The sequence below is a fragment of the Cryobacterium sp. GrIS_2_6 genome, from assembly GCF_035984545.1.
Classification (GTDB): domain Bacteria; phylum Actinomycetota; class Actinomycetes; order Actinomycetales; family Microbacteriaceae; genus Cryobacterium.
The window spans coordinates 3,288,902-3,303,873 of record NZ_JAXCHP010000001.1 but is presented as its reverse complement, the minus strand read 5'-3'; the positions used below and the strand labels follow the sequence as shown (position 1 = coordinate 3,303,873).

Sequence of the window (14,972 nt, the reverse complement as noted above, 5' to 3'; positions counted from 1 at the left end):
CTTTTTCCTCACAGCTGTGAATAGAATTTATGCCTGATCAAAAGGCATTAAATTTTCAAAGCAGAATAGTTGTCCACAGCCGAGTCCACAGGTTGTGCACAAGCCTCGCGGCGTTTCGCCCTCATTCTGCACAGTGTTATCCACAGGGTGGTTTGTTTCATGCGGAAAGCGGTCCGTATGGTGGGCACGCGGCCGGATTTCGAGGTGTGCCGGAATCGTCCGATGGTGTCGGCGGTCCCTGATAGAACATCACCACGGACAGAGGAGGCACGGTTGTCGATCGCACACCTGGGTCTGGCGGACAAACGCGGTACCGATCTGCGCAACGGCACAGAGACCCGGCACACCGAACGAACGCTCCCCCACGACCTCCTCGCCGAACAGAGCGCGCTCGGCGGCATGATGCTGAGCAAGGACGCCGTCGCAGACGTCGTCGAGACCGTTCGCGCCGCGGACTTCTACATCCCAAAGCACGAGCTGATCTTCGATGCGATCCTGTCGCTTTACGCGCAGGGTGAGCCGACGGACGTCATCGCCGTCACCGACGAACTCACGAAACTCGGCGAACTCTCCCGAGCCGGCGGCGCAGACTACCTGCACACCCTCACGAGCCTCGTCCCGACCGCCGCCAACGCGGGCTTCTACTCCTCCATCGTCGCCGAGCGGGCCCTGCTGCGCCGCCTCGTCGAGGCCGGTACCCGCATCGCGCAGATGGGGTACTCGGGCGAAGGCGAGGTGCTCGACCTCGTCAACAACGCCCAGGCCGAGATCTACGCCGTCACGGGCAGCACCGAGACCGAAGACTACGTGCCCCTCACCGACGCCGTGACTGCGGCAATCGACGAGATCGAGGCCGCCAAGGGCAAAGACGGCCAGATGACCGGCGTGCCGACCGGCTTCGCGGACATGGACGAGCTCACCAACGGGTTCCACCCCGGCCAGCTCATCATCGTCGCGGCACGTCCGGCCCTCGGAAAGTCGACGCTAGCGCTCGACTTCGCGCGCTCGGCCTCGATCAAGCACAACATGCCGAGCATCTTCTTCTCACTGGAAATGGGTCGCAGCGAAATCGCGATGCGCCTGCTCTCTGCCGAGGCATCCGTGCCCCTGCAGAGCATGCGAAAGGGCACGGTCGACGCGCGCGACTGGACCACAATCGCGGCGACCCGCGGACGCATCAACGACGCCCCGCTCTACATCGACGACAGCCCCAACATGACCCTCGTCGAGATCAGGGCCAAGTGCCGCAGGCTCAAGCAGCGCGTCGGACTCAAAATGGTCATCATCGATTACCTGCAGCTGATGACCTCCGGCAAGAAGGTCGAGTCCCGCCAGCAGGAAGTCAGCGAGTTCTCCCGGGCGCTCAAGCTCATGGCCAAGGAGCTGCAGGTGCCCGTGATCGCCCTCTCTCAGCTCAACCGTGGACCGGAACAGCGTGCGGACAAGATGCCGGCGATCTCCGACCTCCGGGAGTCCGGTTCGCTCGAGCAGGACGCCGACATGGTCATCCTGTTGCATCGCGAGAGCGCATATGAGAAGGACAACCCCCGGGCGGGCGAGGCCGACCTGATCGTGGCCAAGCACCGTAACGGGCCGACGCGAACCGTCACCGTCGCCTTCCACGGGCACTATTCGCGCTTCGCCGATCTCGCGCCCGGTTCGTAGATTCCGCGTTAAAGCGACCCCCGCATCCCCGGTACGCTAGCGGAAGGGCGGTAAAACCGCGCAAGCTTTCGGGTTGTCCGGATTTGCTCGTGGCTGGCCGCCGCGAAGGAGATACCCGCGTGAAGGTTGGCATTGGGCGAGAGCGCATCGAGGGAGAGCGGCGGGTCGCCGCGACACCGGAGACTGTGCAGCAACTACGGGGCCTCGGTGTCGAGGTCCTGATCGAGGCCGGCGCCGGAATCGCTGCAGGATTCTCCGATCGCTCATACACGGATGCCGGTGCCACCGTCGTCCCCGAGCTCGCGCTCGATGACCTCGACGTCTACTGCCACGTGCGCCCGCTCACCCCCTCCCGTGCCGCCAAGCTCCACTCCGGCCTCGTCACGGTCGGACTCGCGGCCCCCGCAAACGAACTTCCGACCGTCACGGCTCTCGCCGCGGCCGGCGTCACCGCCTTTGCCCTCGAACTCGTGCCGCGCATCAGCCGCGCCCAGTCGATGGACGCGCTGACCTCGCAGGCCCTCGTCGCCGGCTACCGGGTCGTTCTCGAGGCGGCCATCCGCTTCCCGCGGTTCTTCCCGATGTACATGACCGCTGCCGGCACCATCCCGCCCGCCCGTGTCCTCGTCCTCGGCGCCGGCGTCGCGGGCCTGCAGGCGATCGCGACGGCCAAGCGCCTCGGCGCGCGCGTCTCCGCGTACGACGTGCGCCCGGCATCCGCCAACGAGGTCACCTCGATGGGCGGAACCTTCGTGACGCTCGACCTGGATGCCGTCGAGGGCGCGGGCGGGTACGCCCGCGAGCTCAGCGAAGACCGCGCGGTCCGCCAGCGCGAGCTCCTCGCCCCCCACGTCGCCGCGGCGGATGTCCTCATCACCACGGCCGCGATTCCCGGCCGCCCCGCACCCCTGCTCGTGACGCACGACATGGTCGCCGGCATGCGGCCCGGCTCCGTCATCGTCGACCTCGCCGCCGAAACCGGCGGAAACGTCGAAGGCGTCGTCGCCGGCGTCGACACCCTCGTGCCGGTCGCGAGCGGGGACGGGACCGTCACCCTCGTCGGGATGAAGGACGCGGCATCCACGATGCCCGCAGACTCCTCACGCCTGTACGCGAAGAACGTCGCGAACCTCCTCGCTCTCATGACGAGCGAGGGCACGGTCGCCCCCGATTTCACCGACGAGGTCATCGCCGGCGCATGCCTCACCCACTCGGGCGAAGTGACGCACGAACCGACCAAGGCCGCCCTCGCGGCCCAGGCCGCGCTGCAAGGAGAAGACTGATGGATCCGATCACCCTGTTGACCGTGGTGGTGCTGGCGGTCTTCGTCGGCTTTGAAGTGGTCTCGAAGGTCTCGAGCACCCTGCACACCCCGCTGATGAGCGGCGCGAACGCCATTCACGGCATCATCCTGATCGGCGCGATCACCGTCGCTGGCCAGACGACCAACATCTGGCTGCTGGTCGTGGCGCTGCTCGCCGTGCTCCTCGCGACAGCGAACCTCGTCGGCGGCTTCGTCGTCACCGACCGGATGCTCAAAATGTTCGCCCCCCGCAAACCGGCCGGCACCGACGCGAAGGACACCGCCAAATGAGCCTGCTCAGCCCCGAATGGACCGGGCTTCTCTACCTGGTCTCCGCCGTCTGCTTCATCCTCGCCCTGCGCGGGCTGTCCTCGCCCAAGACCGCCAGGCGCGGCAACCTGATCGGCGCCGCCGGAGCGCTCCTCGCCGTCATTACGGTGTTCTTCTCGGTCCGGATGGACAACATCCCCGCCATCATCGTGGCCATCGCCGTCGGTTCGGCCATCGCCGCCCCGATCTCCCGCCGCGTGCAGATGACGCAGATGCCCCAGCTCGTCGCCCTCTTCAACGGCGTCGGCGGCGGCGCAGCCGCCCTGGTGGCCATGCTCGAGCTCGGTGAAAGCGCCAATGGCTGGACCAGGGTCGCCGTCGTCTTCACGATGCTCGTCGGCGCGGTGTCCTTCGCCGGCTCCGCCGTCACGGTCGGCAAGCTCCAGGGCCTGATCAGCTCCCGCCCGCTCGTGTTCCCCGGGCTGGCCTGGGTCATGGGCGGCATCGTCCTCCTGGCGCTCGTCACCGGCGGCTTCGTCGTCGGCACCGGTGCCGCCGGCTGGGCGGTCGTGCTGCTCGTTCTCGGCCTCGTCGTCGGCGCGCTGCTCGTGCTGCCGGTCGGCGGCGCGGACGTGCCCATCGTCATCTCCCTGCTGAACGCATTCACCGGGCTCGCCGTCGCGGCCTCGGGCATCGTGATCGGCAACCTCCTGCTCGTCGTCGCCGGCACCCTCGTCGGTGCAAGCGGCACGATCCTGACCCGCGCGATGGCCGCGGCAATGGGCCGCGGAGTCAGCGGTATCATGTTCGGCGCCTTCAAGGGTGGCTCGACCGCGGGCTCGACCACGCAGAGCGACCGTCCTGTCCGGTCCTCCAGCCCCGAAGACGTCGCCGTGCTGCTCAACTACGCCCAGCGGGTCGTCATCGTTCCTGGCTACGGTCTTGCCGTCGCCCAGGGCCAGCACACGATCGCCGAACTCGCAACGACCCTGCAGGCCAGGGGTGTCGAGGTCGTCTTCGCGATCCACCCGGTCGCCGGGCGGATGCCGGGACACATGAACGTGCTCCTTGCCGAGGCGAACGTTCCGTACGAGTCGCTCAAGGAAATGGCCGAGGTCAACCCCGAGTTCAAGAACACCGACGTCGCCCTCGTCGTCGGCGCGAACGACGTGGTCAACCCCGCGGCCAAGACCTCGCCCGGCTCGCCGATCTACGGGATGCCGATCCTCGACGTCGGCGATGCCCGCCAGGTCGTCTTCCTTAAACGCTCGATGCGCCCCGGTTTCGCGGGCATCGAGAACGAGCTGCTCTACGACCCGAAGACGACGCTGCTCTTCGGCGACGCCAAGGATTCCCTCACCAAGATCCTCGGCGCGGTCAACGCGCTCTAGGCTCTGTCCCCGAGCGGATGCTCCGAGCCGGCCCGCGTAGACTTGGCCAGTCTCGCCACCCGATAACGAGCATCCGCTACCGGCAGGAAGCCGCAGGCAGGAAAGGGGTCTTCGCATGGCCGACGCACCGGACAATGCCCGCACGGACCACCGCACCGCGGGCTATTGGACAGTGCCCCTCGTGCGCGCTGCGATCGCCGTCGTCCCGGCCGTCCTGATCACCTTCACCGCGAACCACTCTCCGGAATTCGGGCTCCTGGTGTTCGGCGCGTTCGCCTTCGTGAGCGGCGTCGCCGTCGCCGTGCTGAGCCGCCGCACTCTCGCAGACTCCCGTGAACGCGGCGCCTTCCTCGTGCAGGGCGTCGCCGGTGTGGTAGCCGGGGTGCTCGCGCTCGGCTTCCACGGCGGTGGGCTCGGCTTCTTCCTCTACCTCGTCACGGTCTGGGGCGTCGTGACCGGCTTCCTGGAACTGTCGAGCGGCATCCGCGCCCGGCGCAGGGACCCTGCAGACCGTGACTGGCTCGTGATGGGCGCGGCGACCGTGCTGTTCGCGATCGTTGTGCTGGTGCTACCGCCGAACGTCGTCGTCTCCGTCGGCCTGCTCGGCGCCTATCTCGTGATGCTCGCGGTCTACCTCGGCATCGCAGCGTTCTCGCTCAAGTGGGCCGTGGCGGCCGGCGCCGCCCAGGCACCCCTCGACTCGATTCACCCCGCAGCACCCAACGATTCGGACACTCAGTGACCCAGAACACGCCGCGCAAGCCCAGCCGCTCCGAAGTACTGAAGCCGCTCGAACTGGTCGGCCTCGCCGGCGTGATGGCCCTCTTCCTCGGGCTCGTCGTGCTGATGAGCACCAGGGAGCCGCTGCTCGCCCTGGTCGGGTTCGGCATCACGTTCATCGTGGTGCTCGTCGTGATCGCGATGCTCGTGCTCAACATCAAGCCCAACGACGCCGAGAAGACCGACATCGACGAGCAGGACAAGGGCCAGCAGCCCTAAGCCGGTCAGCCGAGGTAGTCGACGAGGCTGTCGGCGAGGCCGACGTATGCCGCGGGAGTCAGCGCGAGCAGGCGGGCCCGGGCATCCTCCCCGATCTCGAGCCCGGAGACGAAGGCGACGAGGTCTGCCTGGTTGATCCGCTTGCCACGGGTGAGCTCCTTGAGCAGCGCGTAGGGGTCTGCGATCGTCGACCGGCCGGCCGAGACCTCCGCCCGGATCACGGTCTGGATGGCCTCGCCGAGGATCTCCCAGTTGACGTCGAGATCGTGAGCGAGCAGGGCCCTGTCGATGTCGATCTCGCCGAGCCCGCGCACGATGTTGTCGAGGGCGAGCAGGGAGTGGCCGAAGCCGACGCCGATGTTGCGCTGGGTCGTCGAATCGGTCAGGTCCCGCTGCATGCGCGAGGTGACCAGGGTCGCGGCGAGCGAGTCGAGGATCGCCGAGGACAGTTCGAGGTTCGCCTCGGCGTTCTCGAAGCGGATCGGGTTGATCTTGTGCGGCATCGTCGATGAGCCGGTCGCGCCGGCCTGCGGGATCTGCCGGAAGTAGCCGAGGGAGATGTAGGTCCAGACGTCCGTTGCGAGGTTGTGCAGCACCCGGTTGACGTGGGACACCTTCGAGTACAGCTCGGCCTGCCAGTCGTGCGATTCGATCTGGGTCGTGAGCGGATTCCAGGTCAGCCCGAGGCCCTCGACGAAGGTGCGGGACACTGCCGGCCAGTCGATCGTAGGATCCGCAGCGACGTGCGCCGCGAACGTTCCGGTCGCACCGCTGAATTTGCCGAGATAGTCGTTGGCCTCGACCTGCGCGGCCAGGCGCTCGAGCCGGTACACGAAGACCGCGATCTCCTTGCCGACGGTCGTCGGCGTTGCCGGCTGGCCGTGGGTGCGGGCGAGCATCGCGTCCGCCCGGTATTCGAGGGCGCGCAGCCGGAGCAGTCCGATGGTCGCGCGGAGCTTGGGCAGCCAGACCTCGCGCACGGCGGAGCTCACGGTGAGGGCGTACGCGAGGTTGTTGATGTCCTCGCTCGTCGCGGCGAAGTGGGTGAGCTCGCTGATCCGGTCGAGACCGAGCGTGGTCAGGCGGCGGCGCACGAGGTACTCGACCGCCTTGACGTCGTGGCGGGTAGTGGCCTCGAGAACGGCGAGTTCGTCGATCTCGGCCTGGCCGAAGTCGGTGACGAGGGCGCGCAGCGAGGCCTTGTGTCCGGCGTCGAGCGGAGTCGAACCGAACAGGCTGCGATCGGTGAGGGTGATCAGCCACTCGACCTCGACGTGCACCCGCGCGCGGTTGAGTCCGGCCTCCGACAGGTACTCCCCGAGTTCGGTGACGGCGGTCCGGTAGCGGCCGTCTAGCGGGCTGAGGACCTGGGGGGGTAGTGGACTCATCGGACTCCCTGTCGAATTGCGGGCTCTAGTTGCGCGAAGAGCGCGAGGTTTGCCTTCTCAATCATGCCCAATACCGAGTCAAACAACGCATCGTCGGAATAGTACGGGTCCGGCACGTCGTGCAGGGACGCCTGTTCCTGGTCGAAGCTGAGCAACAGGCGTACCTTGCTCCTGTCCCGGTCGCTCACCGCCCAGTTGCGCAGGATGCGCTCCTGGGTGCGGTCGAGCACGACGACGAGGTCGTAGTCGCTGAACCAGACCGGGTCGAACTGGCGGGCGCGATGGTGGCTGCCGTCATACCCCTGCCGTTTGAGGGCGGTGACCGTGCGGGCATCCGCCTGCTCGCCGACGTGCCAGTCGCCGGTGCCCGCAGAGCTCGTGAAGATCAGCCGGCCCAGCCCGGACCGGGTGACCAGGTCGCGCAGGGTGATCTCCGCCATCGGCGAGCGGCAGATGTTGCCGGTGCAGACGAAGATGATCCGAAAGGGCGTCGCCTCGTCGGGGCGGATCGCCGAGAAGGTCATGGCTCCATTGTCCGTCACTTTCGCCTCCTCCACACCTGCTCGGGGGACCTCGCTTTCCCCAGGTTCCCGTCGGCCGGTGCTCCGGAGGTCACGGGCGCACAGGATCGGTCTGTCGGGGCCCGCCGGGTCGGCCTCGCGGAAGGGCAGGCCGATGCAGTGGTGGCAGTATCCGCCGGAAACCGACCGGTTGACCGAACTGCGGCACCAGCGGATGCTGCTGCGCACCCTGGCCGACGACATCGCCCTCGCGGCGCGCCGGCTTCTCCCCGCCGGAGCCCCGGCAGAGTGGCGCTCCGAGGCGCAGCGCGCCTATCTCGAACGCCGCTGGGAACTCGCCGCGCTCCTGGCCGGGGCGGAGCGGAGCATCGAGGAGACGCTCACCGCGGTGCTGGCGCGAATCGACGGTGTGAAGGCGCAACTCGCGGCCGAGGAGGTGGCGGCAGCGGCCGCTGCGACGACGTCGGTGCCGCAGGCACCTGGCGGAACCCGGGCGACCTCCGGAGGATGGTCTGAGTGAGCGGGCCGGGGTCGGGCGAGGGACTGCTGATCTCCAGTGGTGGCGGGACCCTCGTCGCGACGGACGCCGTTCTCGCCGAGGCGGCCGTGCTCCGGGCGCTTCAGACGGAATCCGAGTCCTGGCGCGCCCGGCTCGCCCGGATCCGGGCGCTCGACTCCTCGCCGACCCCCGCCGTGCGCTGGACGGACGCCGACCCGGGCCTCGGCATCCTGCGGACCGACACGGTGCTCGCCGACATCAGTGAGCGGAGCAGGACGCTCGCAGACGCCCTCGTGACGGCCGCGGAAGGATACGGGCGCGTCGAGCGGGTGGTGGAGCGGGCGAGTGGCGTCGCGGGAGCGTGGCTCGGCTACCTCGTGGGGCGTGCAGCCCCGCTGATGATCCTCGGTGCGCTGCCGAACCTCGCGGCCTTCGTCCTCGGCGGACTCGTGAGCAGGGCGCTCTTCGGCGGCGCCGTGGCCGGAGGGAGCCTGGCGGAGGTCGCGGCCTGGTTCCAGGCAAACCCGGGAGTGTTGAGCGACCCGGCCGTCGTCGCCGCGGTGCGCGTGCTCGTGTCCTCCGCCGACGACGCAGCCGTCGGCGCGCTCGGGTTGCCGTTTCCCGCCGCACTCGAACTGGGCGACGAGGGGCTCGGCCTGCTCGGTGTCTCGTCCGTCGCGGGGGCGGCGCTGCTCCTGGTCCGCCCGTTCGGCCTCCTCGCGGAGACGCCGGTGAGCGTGCACCGGGTGACCGAGACCGGAAGCCCGCTGCATCCGGCCGTCCTCGCGGCCCTGGCCCCTGACGGGTTCGGGGAGCTCGCCCGGCGAATCCCCGACGCGAGGGCCGACGGTCCGCAGATCCGGATCGAGCGCTACGCCGGCGCCGCAGGCTCCCCGCCGTCCTGGATCGTCTATGTCGGCGGCACCGCGGAGTGGGACCCGACCGGCACCGTGCAGCCGTTCGACCTGACCAGCGATGTCGCCGGCGCGGCGGCGGGCGACGCGGGTTCGGGCACCGGCAACCTCGGCCCCTCCGGTTCGTATCGCGCCGCCGTCGAGGCGATGCACGCGGCCGGGATCCAGCCGCAGGACCCGGTGCTCCCGGTCGGGCACTCCCTCGGCGGCCAGATCGCGGTCCAGCTCGCGGAGTCCGGAGAATTCAACACCGTCGGCGTCGCCTCCTTCGGCGGCCCGACGGCAGCGCTCGCCATTCCGGCCGGGGTGGAGGCCGTCACCGTCGAGCACACCGACGACATCGTTCCGGCGTTCGGCGGCATGCCGCCAGGGGTCGACGACCGGGTCCTCGTGCGCAGCCGGGCGTTCGCCGCCGGTGAGGCGCCGACGGGGCAGGCGTTGCCTGCGCATTCCCTCACGAGCTACCAGGCCACCGCTCGCCTGATGGACGGGTCGGCGGAGCCGAACCTGCTGCGCTTCCGGGACACCCTGGCCGGGGTCGGCGCAACGGGACCGGCCGAGGTCACCCGGTGGCGCGGCATCCGCGTGACGGGGCCGTTAACCCGGGCCGTGAACCCCGTACGTGAACCCGGTACGGGGGGCGGGTTACTGGCGGCCGGTGGCGGGACGCGCGAGCACACCGAGCAGCCAGCTGATGATGCCGAGAACGAGTGCCCCGAGCACCCCGGTCCAGAAGCCGTCGACCTGCAACCCGAAGCCGAGGCCGTCGGAGATCAGGGCCACGAGCATGAGGAGCAGTCCGTTGACGATCAGCGCGAGGAGGCCGAGGGTCAGCACGTAGAGCGGGAAGGCGATGACACGTACAAAACCGCCGATCACGCCGTTGACGAGACCGAAGATGAGGGCGATGAGGAGATAGGTCACGACGATGGCGCCGGTGTCCGGCGCATAGGGTTCGACGCTCACCCCCGACACGAGGAGGGTGGTGAGCCACAGGGCGACGGCATTGAGGATCAGCTTGATCAGAAATCGGGCCATGCGACCACTATGGCACCTGGCCAGCCGCTGCGCACTCGTCGCGCTGACGGTTGCGCTGCCGGTTGCACGGCCGGTCTCCGCGCAGCCCATGCGGCCGCGCGAATACGCCCCGGCGTAGAATCGCCGAGTGAGCCCCACAGACCAGTCAGCGGTGCGACTGCGCCCCGAAATCATCGCCCTCCCGGCCTACAGGCAGGGAAAGGCGGCAGCCGCGAGTGCCTTCAAGCTCTCGAGCAACGAGAACCCGTTCGGGCCGCTGCCCGGTGTGATCGCTGCCGTCGGCGCCGAGACGACGTACAATCGCTATCCGGATGCCTCCGCGTCCGAACTCCGGGAACGCCTCGCCGCACGCTACGGGCTTTCGCCGGACGAGGTGCACGTGGGCAGCGGTTCCGTCGCCCTGCTCTCCCAGCTCATCCTCGCCGCGGCGGGCCCAGGGGACGAAGTCGTCTATTCCTGGCGCTCCTTCGAGGCATACCCGAGCCTCGTCACCGTCGCAGGCGCGACGAGCGTGCAGGTGCCCAACCGGCCGGATCACGGCCACGACCTCACTGCCCTGGCCGCCGCGATCACCGAGCGCACCCGCGTGCTCATCGTCTGCAGCCCGAACAACCCGACCGGCACGATCGTGCGCGCTGCGGAGTTCGAGGCCTTCATGGCGGTCGTCCCCTCGACGCTGCTCGTCATCCTCGACGAGGCGTACGCCGAGTTCGTGACCGACCCCGACGCCGTCAGGGGCATCTCCCTGCTGGGCCGCTACCCGAACCTCGTCGTGCTCCGCACCTTCTCCAAGGCCTACGGCCTCGCCGGGCTCCGGGTCGGCTACGGTCTCGGGCCGGTCGCGATCCTCGATGCTGCCCGTGCGACGGCGATTCCGCTGTCGGTCACGGGGGTCGCCAGTGCTGCCGCGATCGCATCGCTCGATGTCGATGACGAACTCATGGAACGGGTGCGCACCATCGGCATCCGTCGTGACACGATCTGGAGAGCGCTCACCGAGCAGGGCTGGAACACTCCCGCACCCCAGGGCAACTTCATCTGGTTGCCGACGGGCGCGGAAACCGGTGTCGCCGCCGAGGCGCTCGGTGCGGCCGGACTCGTGGTGCGGCCCTTCCCCGAGGGGATCCGGATCTCAATCGGCGAGGAAGAATCTGTGGAAGAACTACTGCGAACCTGCGCGGAACTTGTACAAAATCTACCAATAGGGCATTCGGCCCGGCGGCTAGGTTAGTACGATGGCAGCGCGCGAGAACGACTCACCCCTGGTTCAGGTGCTCTCCACGAGCGGGCTCGTCGAGCCGAGCGAGGCGGCGGCTGAGTTCATGCCCTACCTCGACCGACTGACCGAAGACGACCTCCGCAGGTTCTACCGCGACATGGTCGTCGTCCGTCGTTTCGATAAGGAGGCGGCGAACCTGCAGCGGCAGGGCCAGCTCGCCCTCTGGGTGCCGAGCCACGGCCAGGAGGCCGCCCAGGTCGGAAGCGCGTACGCCACCCGCCCCCAGGACCACGTCTTCCCCTCCTACCGTGAGCACGTCGTCGGCATGATCCGCGGGCTTGACCTCGTCGACATCCTGCGGATGCTGCGCGGCGTCACCCTCGGCGGCTGGACCCCCGAGGACCACGGCAACTTCCATCTCTACACTCTCGTTCTCGCCTCGCAGACCCTGCACGCGACCGGATACGCGATGGGCATGCAGCTCGACGGCACGACCGCGACCGGCAACCCCGAAACCGATGAGGCGGTCATCGTCTACTACGGTGACGGGGCCTCCTCCCAGGGCGACGCGAACGAGGCCCTCGTCTTCGCGGCGAGTTACCAGACCCCGCAGGTCTTCTTCCTGCAGAACAACCACTGGGCGATCTCGGTGCCGGTCACCCGGCAGTCGCGCACCCCGCTCTACCTCCGCGCCGGCGGCTTCGGCATGCCCGGCACCCAGGTCGACGGCAATGACGTGCTCGCGAGCTACGCCGTCACCGCCAAGCACCTCGACGACGCGCGCGCGGGCAAGGGCCCCGCCCTGATCGAGGCGATGACCTACCGGGTCGGTGCGCACACCACCGCAGACGACCCCACCAAGTACCGGGACCCGGAGGAACTCGCCGCCTGGGTCGCGAAAGACCCGATCGTCCGGTTCCGCGCCTACCTGCAGGGCCTCGGCGTCGAGCAGGACTTCCTCGACGCCGTCGACGAGGAGGCCGAGGACCACGCAGCGGATGTCCGCCGCCGCGCCCTCGAGATCCGCTCGCCGGAGCGTTCCGTCATCTTCGACAACGTCTACGCCGAACCCCACCCGCTGATCCAGGAACAGAAGGCCTGGCTCGACCGATACGAAGCATCCTTCGAAGGAGGCGACGCGTGAGCGACACGATCGTGACCGAGACCCCGGTCCGGGAGCCGGCCGCGTCTGCAGTGCCCGCGGCAGCATCCGCCGTTCCGGCCACCTCGGCTAACCTCCCGATGGCCAAGGCCCTGAACGCCGGCCTCCGCCAGGCGATGCTCGACAATCCGAAGGTCCTGATGATGGGCGAGGACATCGGACCGCTCGGCGGCGTGTTCCGCGTCACCGAGGGCCTGCACGCCGAATTCGGCGACAAGCGCGTGCTCGACACCCCGCTCGCAGAGTCCGGCATCGTCGGCACCGCAATCGGCCTCGCCCTCCGCGGCTACCGTCCCGTCTGCGAGATCCAGTTCGACGGCTTCGTCTTCCCCGGCTTCGACCAGATCACCAGCCAGCTCTCCCGGATGCGCAACCGGCACGAGGGCCAGGTCACGATGCCCGTCGTGATCCGGATTCCCTACGGCGGACACATCGGCTCGATCGAGCACCACCAGGAGAGCCCGGAGGCGTACTTCGCGCACACCCCCGGCCTGCGCGTTGTGAGCCCCTCGAACCCGCACGACGCCTATTGGATGATGCAGGAGGCGATCGCCTCCGACGACCCGATCATCTTCTTCGAGCCGAAGAGCCGCTACTGGCCCAAGGGCGAGGTCCGTTTTGGCGCGAGCGGGATTCCCCTGCACGCGAGCCGGGTTGTCCGCGCCGGCGCCGACGTCACCCTCGTCGGCCACGGCGCCATGGTCACGGTCCTGCTGCAGGCCGCCGAACTCGCCGCGGTCGAGGGCATCAGCATCGAGGTCATCGACCTGCGCTCGATCTCCCCGATCGACTACGGTCCCATCCTCACCTCCGTGGAGAAGACCGGCCACCTGGTCGTCGCTCAGGAAGCATACGGCTTCGTGAGCGTCGGCTCGGAAATCGCCGCGACCGTCACGGAGCGCTCGTTCTACCACCTCGAGGCTCCTGTGCTGCGGGTTTCCGGCTTCGACACCCCCTTCCCGCCCGCGGCCGTCGAGACCCATTTCCTGCCGTCCCCCGACCGGGTCCTCGAAGCGGTCGATCGTTCCCTCGCCTACTGACATGCACCGCCCCGCACCTCGCATGACCCACAGCAAGGAACCCAGATGAGCGTCCTGAACTTCACCCTTCCCGATGTCGGTGAGGGCCTCACCGAGGCTGAAATCGTCGAGTGGCGGGTCGCCCCCGGCGACACCGTGTCGATCAACCAGGTGCTCGTCGAGATCGAGACGGCCAAGTCGCTCGTCGAACTGCCGTCCCCCTTCGTCGGCGTCGTCGGCGACATCCTCGTCGAGGTCGGAACGACCGTGGACGTCGGAACGGTGATCATCACCATCGTCCCTGCCGAGGAGCCCGCCGCCGTCAGTGCGGCTCCTGCCGCTGCAGCCGCTGCCGTGCCGGCGGATGCCGGAGCAGGGAAGGTACCCGCCGTAAACGTCACCGAGCTGGCCGGCGCAGCCCTCGACACCGGGTCGACCATCACCGCTGAGGAGCCGAAGGTGCTCGTCGGCCGGGGAGCCGCTCCGAGCGTGCCGACCCGACGCCGTCGGGGATCCGACGGTGCCGCGCCGCACGCCTCGATCGCCCCTCCCGCGATCGAAACGCCCCGGCCGGCGGCCGCAGCCCAGGCGCGGGCGCCGCGCGCGGCATCCGCCGGGCCCGTCATTGCCAAGCCCCCGATTCGCAAGCTCGCGAAGGACCTCGGCGTCGATCTCGCCCTCGTCGAGGCGACCGGCCCCGTCGGCGACGTCACCCGCGAGGACGTGCTGCGCGGGGCGACCCAGGCCAGCGTGTTCCGCAACATCCAGACGCCCGAGTGGCCGAGCGACCGTGAGGAGCACATCCCGGTCAAGGGCGTGCGCAAGGCGATCGCGCAGGCCATGGTCGGCAGCGCCTTCACCGCGCCGCATGTCAGCCTGTTCGTCGATGTCGACGCCACGCGCACGATGGAGTTCGTCAAGCGCCTCAAGGCCTCGACCGACTTCGCCGGGGTGCGGGTCTCGCCGATGCTGATCATGGCCAAGGCGATGATCTGGGCCGTGCGCCGCAACCCGACCGTCAACTCGGTCTTCACCGACGACGAGATCATCATCAAGCACTACGTGAACCTCGGCATCGCCGCGGCCACCCCGCGCGGGCTGATCGTGCCGAACGTCAAAGAGGCCCAGGACATGAGCCTGCTCGAACTCGCTCGCGCCCTCGAGACGCTCACCCTCACGGCCCGCGACGGCAAGACGACGCCGGCAGACCAGGCCGGGGGCACGATCACGATCACGAACATCGGCGTCTTCGGCATGGACACCGGCACCCCGATCCTCAACTCCGGCGAAGCCGGGATCGTCGCACTCGGCACGATCAAGCCCAAGCCCTGGGTCGTCGACGGTGAGGTGCGCGTGCGCCAGGTCACGACGATCGGCGCGAGCTTCGACCACCGGGTCGTCGACGGTGACGTGGCGAGCCGCTTCCTGGCGGATGTCGCGAGCATCATCGAGGAACCGGCCCTCCTCCTCGAATAGGCGTCCCGAACAGCGCACAAACTTTGGGAAGCCTTACCTCACCAGCTCTTTAACGCGCTGGTGAGGTAAGGCTTTCCACGCTGGCGGACGCGGATTCCCTGTGGTCTG

14 protein-coding genes are annotated in these 14,972 nt (G+C 68.7%); 10 read left to right on the top strand and 4 right to left on the bottom strand.

The features are described from left to right. Positions 1 to 273 precede the first annotated feature (273 nt). From dnaB to RCH22_RS16065, 6 genes are all read left to right on the top strand, one after another. Complete coding sequence (dnaB, locus tag RCH22_RS16090) at positions 274 to 1,665, top strand: replicative DNA helicase (RefSeq protein ID WP_327014692.1); 1,392 nt, start codon at positions 274 to 276, stop codon at positions 1,663 to 1,665. 119 nt (positions 1,666 to 1,784) lie between these two features. After that, the gene (locus RCH22_RS16085; protein ID WP_327014691.1) at positions 1,785 to 2,948 is read left to right on the top strand and encodes a Re/Si-specific NAD(P)(+) transhydrogenase subunit alpha; all 1,164 of its coding nucleotides are present in this window, start codon (positions 1,785 to 1,787) and stop codon (positions 2,946 to 2,948) included. After that, a complete protein-coding gene (locus RCH22_RS16080) occupies positions 2,948 to 3,259 on the top strand; it encodes an NAD(P) transhydrogenase subunit alpha (RefSeq protein ID WP_327014690.1) in 312 nt (103 codons plus the stop codon). Before RCH22_RS16085 ends, RCH22_RS16080 begins: the two co-directional genes overlap by 1 nt. Continuing rightward, positions 3,256 to 4,629, top strand: a complete 1,374-nt coding sequence (locus RCH22_RS16075; protein WP_134448525.1) for an NAD(P)(+) transhydrogenase (Re/Si-specific) subunit beta — start codon at positions 3,256 to 3,258, stop codon at positions 4,627 to 4,629. The genes RCH22_RS16080 and RCH22_RS16075 overlap by 4 nt, the downstream gene beginning before the upstream one ends. A gap of 115 nt (positions 4,630 to 4,744) precedes the next feature. After that, complete coding sequence (locus RCH22_RS16070; protein WP_327014689.1) at positions 4,745 to 5,371, top strand: hypothetical protein; 627 nt, start codon at positions 4,745 to 4,747, stop codon at positions 5,369 to 5,371. Continuing rightward, positions 5,368 to 5,628, top strand: a complete 261-nt coding sequence (locus RCH22_RS16065; protein ID WP_327014688.1) for a hypothetical protein — start codon at positions 5,368 to 5,370, stop codon at positions 5,626 to 5,628. Before RCH22_RS16070 ends, RCH22_RS16065 begins: the two co-directional genes overlap by 4 nt. A gap of 5 nt (positions 5,629 to 5,633) precedes the next feature. Here RCH22_RS16065 and purB read toward each other — a convergent pair whose 3' ends face one another. The 4 genes from purB to RCH22_RS16045 all read right to left on the bottom strand — a co-directional run bounded on the left by purB (position 5,634) and on the right by RCH22_RS16045 (position 9,988). Next, complete coding sequence (gene purB, locus RCH22_RS16060; RefSeq protein ID WP_327014687.1) at positions 5,634 to 7,016, bottom strand: adenylosuccinate lyase; 1,383 nt, start codon at positions 7,014 to 7,016, stop codon at positions 5,634 to 5,636. Beyond that, the gene (locus RCH22_RS16055; RefSeq protein ID WP_327015552.1) at positions 7,013 to 7,540 is read right to left on the bottom strand and encodes a low molecular weight protein-tyrosine-phosphatase; all 528 of its coding nucleotides are present in this window, start codon (positions 7,538 to 7,540) and stop codon (positions 7,013 to 7,015) included. The genes purB and RCH22_RS16055 overlap by 4 nt, the downstream gene beginning before the upstream one ends. 309 nt (positions 7,541 to 7,849) lie before the next feature. Then, on the bottom strand, positions 7,850 to 9,400 hold the full coding sequence (locus RCH22_RS16050; RefSeq protein WP_327014686.1) for a hypothetical protein: 1,551 nt from the start codon (positions 9,398 to 9,400) through the stop codon (positions 7,850 to 7,852). A gap of 195 nt (positions 9,401 to 9,595) precedes the next feature. Next, positions 9,596 to 9,988: a phage holin family protein gene (locus RCH22_RS16045; protein WP_327014685.1), complete on the bottom strand. Its 393-nt coding sequence runs from the start codon at positions 9,986 to 9,988 to the stop codon at positions 9,596 to 9,598. A gap of 127 nt (positions 9,989 to 10,115) precedes the next feature. Between RCH22_RS16045 and RCH22_RS16040 the strand changes: the two genes are divergently transcribed. The 4 genes from RCH22_RS16040 to RCH22_RS16025 all read left to right on the top strand — a co-directional run bounded on the left by RCH22_RS16040 (position 10,116) and on the right by RCH22_RS16025 (position 14,864). Continuing rightward, positions 10,116 to 11,219: a histidinol-phosphate transaminase gene (locus RCH22_RS16040; RefSeq protein ID WP_327014684.1), complete on the top strand. Its 1,104-nt coding sequence runs from the start codon at positions 10,116 to 10,118 to the stop codon at positions 11,217 to 11,219. Between the two features lie 4 nt (positions 11,220 to 11,223). Continuing rightward, positions 11,224 to 12,351 (top strand): pyruvate dehydrogenase (acetyl-transferring) E1 component subunit alpha, encoded by a 1,128-nt coding sequence (gene pdhA, locus RCH22_RS16035; protein ID WP_134448510.1) that lies wholly within the window; start codon positions 11,224 to 11,226, stop codon positions 12,349 to 12,351. A 98-nt stretch (positions 12,352 to 12,449) separates the two neighbouring features. Further along, positions 12,450 to 13,409 carry an alpha-ketoacid dehydrogenase subunit beta gene (locus RCH22_RS16030; protein WP_327015551.1) on the top strand — a complete coding sequence of 320 codons (960 nt, stop codon included), beginning with the start codon at positions 12,450 to 12,452 and terminating at the stop codon, positions 13,407 to 13,409. A 45-nt stretch (positions 13,410 to 13,454) separates the two neighbouring features. Next, the gene (locus tag RCH22_RS16025) at positions 13,455 to 14,864 is read left to right on the top strand and encodes a dihydrolipoamide acetyltransferase family protein (protein WP_327014683.1); all 1,410 of its coding nucleotides are present in this window, start codon (positions 13,455 to 13,457) and stop codon (positions 14,862 to 14,864) included. Positions 14,865 to 14,972: the final 108 nt, after the last annotated feature.

What these genes read in the sequence shown, in the direction of transcription:
- RCH22_RS16080 (WP_327014690.1), top strand. Translation starts at nt 2,948, where the DNA reads ATGGATCCGATCACCCTGTTGACCGTGGTGGTGCTGGCGGTCTTCGTC.
- RCH22_RS16075 (WP_134448525.1), top strand. Translation starts at nt 3,256, where the DNA reads ATGAGCCTGCTCAGCCCCGAATGGACCGGGCTTCTCTACCTGGTCTCC.
- RCH22_RS16070 (WP_327014689.1), top strand. Translation starts at nt 4,745, where the DNA reads ATGGCCGACGCACCGGACAATGCCCGCACGGACCACCGCACCGCGGGC.
- purB (WP_327014687.1), bottom strand. Translation starts at nt 7,016, where the DNA reads ATGAGTCCACTACCCCCCCAGGTCCTCAGCCCGCTAGACGGCCGCTAC.
- RCH22_RS16055 (WP_327015552.1), bottom strand. Translation starts at nt 7,540, where the DNA reads ATGACCTTCTCGGCGATCCGCCCCGACGAGGCGACGCCCTTTCGGATC.
- RCH22_RS16050 (WP_327014686.1), bottom strand. Translation starts at nt 9,400, where the DNA reads ATGCGCAGGCAACGCCTGCCCCGTCGGCGCCTCACCGGCGGCGAACGC.
- RCH22_RS16045 (WP_327014685.1), bottom strand. Translation starts at nt 9,988, where the DNA reads ATGGCCCGATTTCTGATCAAGCTGATCCTCAATGCCGTCGCCCTGTGG.
- pdhA (WP_134448510.1), top strand. Translation starts at nt 11,224, where the DNA reads ATGGCAGCGCGCGAGAACGACTCACCCCTGGTTCAGGTGCTCTCCACG.
- RCH22_RS16030 (WP_327015551.1), top strand. Translation starts at nt 12,450, where the DNA reads ATGGCCAAGGCCCTGAACGCCGGCCTCCGCCAGGCGATGCTCGACAAT.
- RCH22_RS16025 (WP_327014683.1), top strand. Translation starts at nt 13,455, where the DNA reads ATGAGCGTCCTGAACTTCACCCTTCCCGATGTCGGTGAGGGCCTCACC.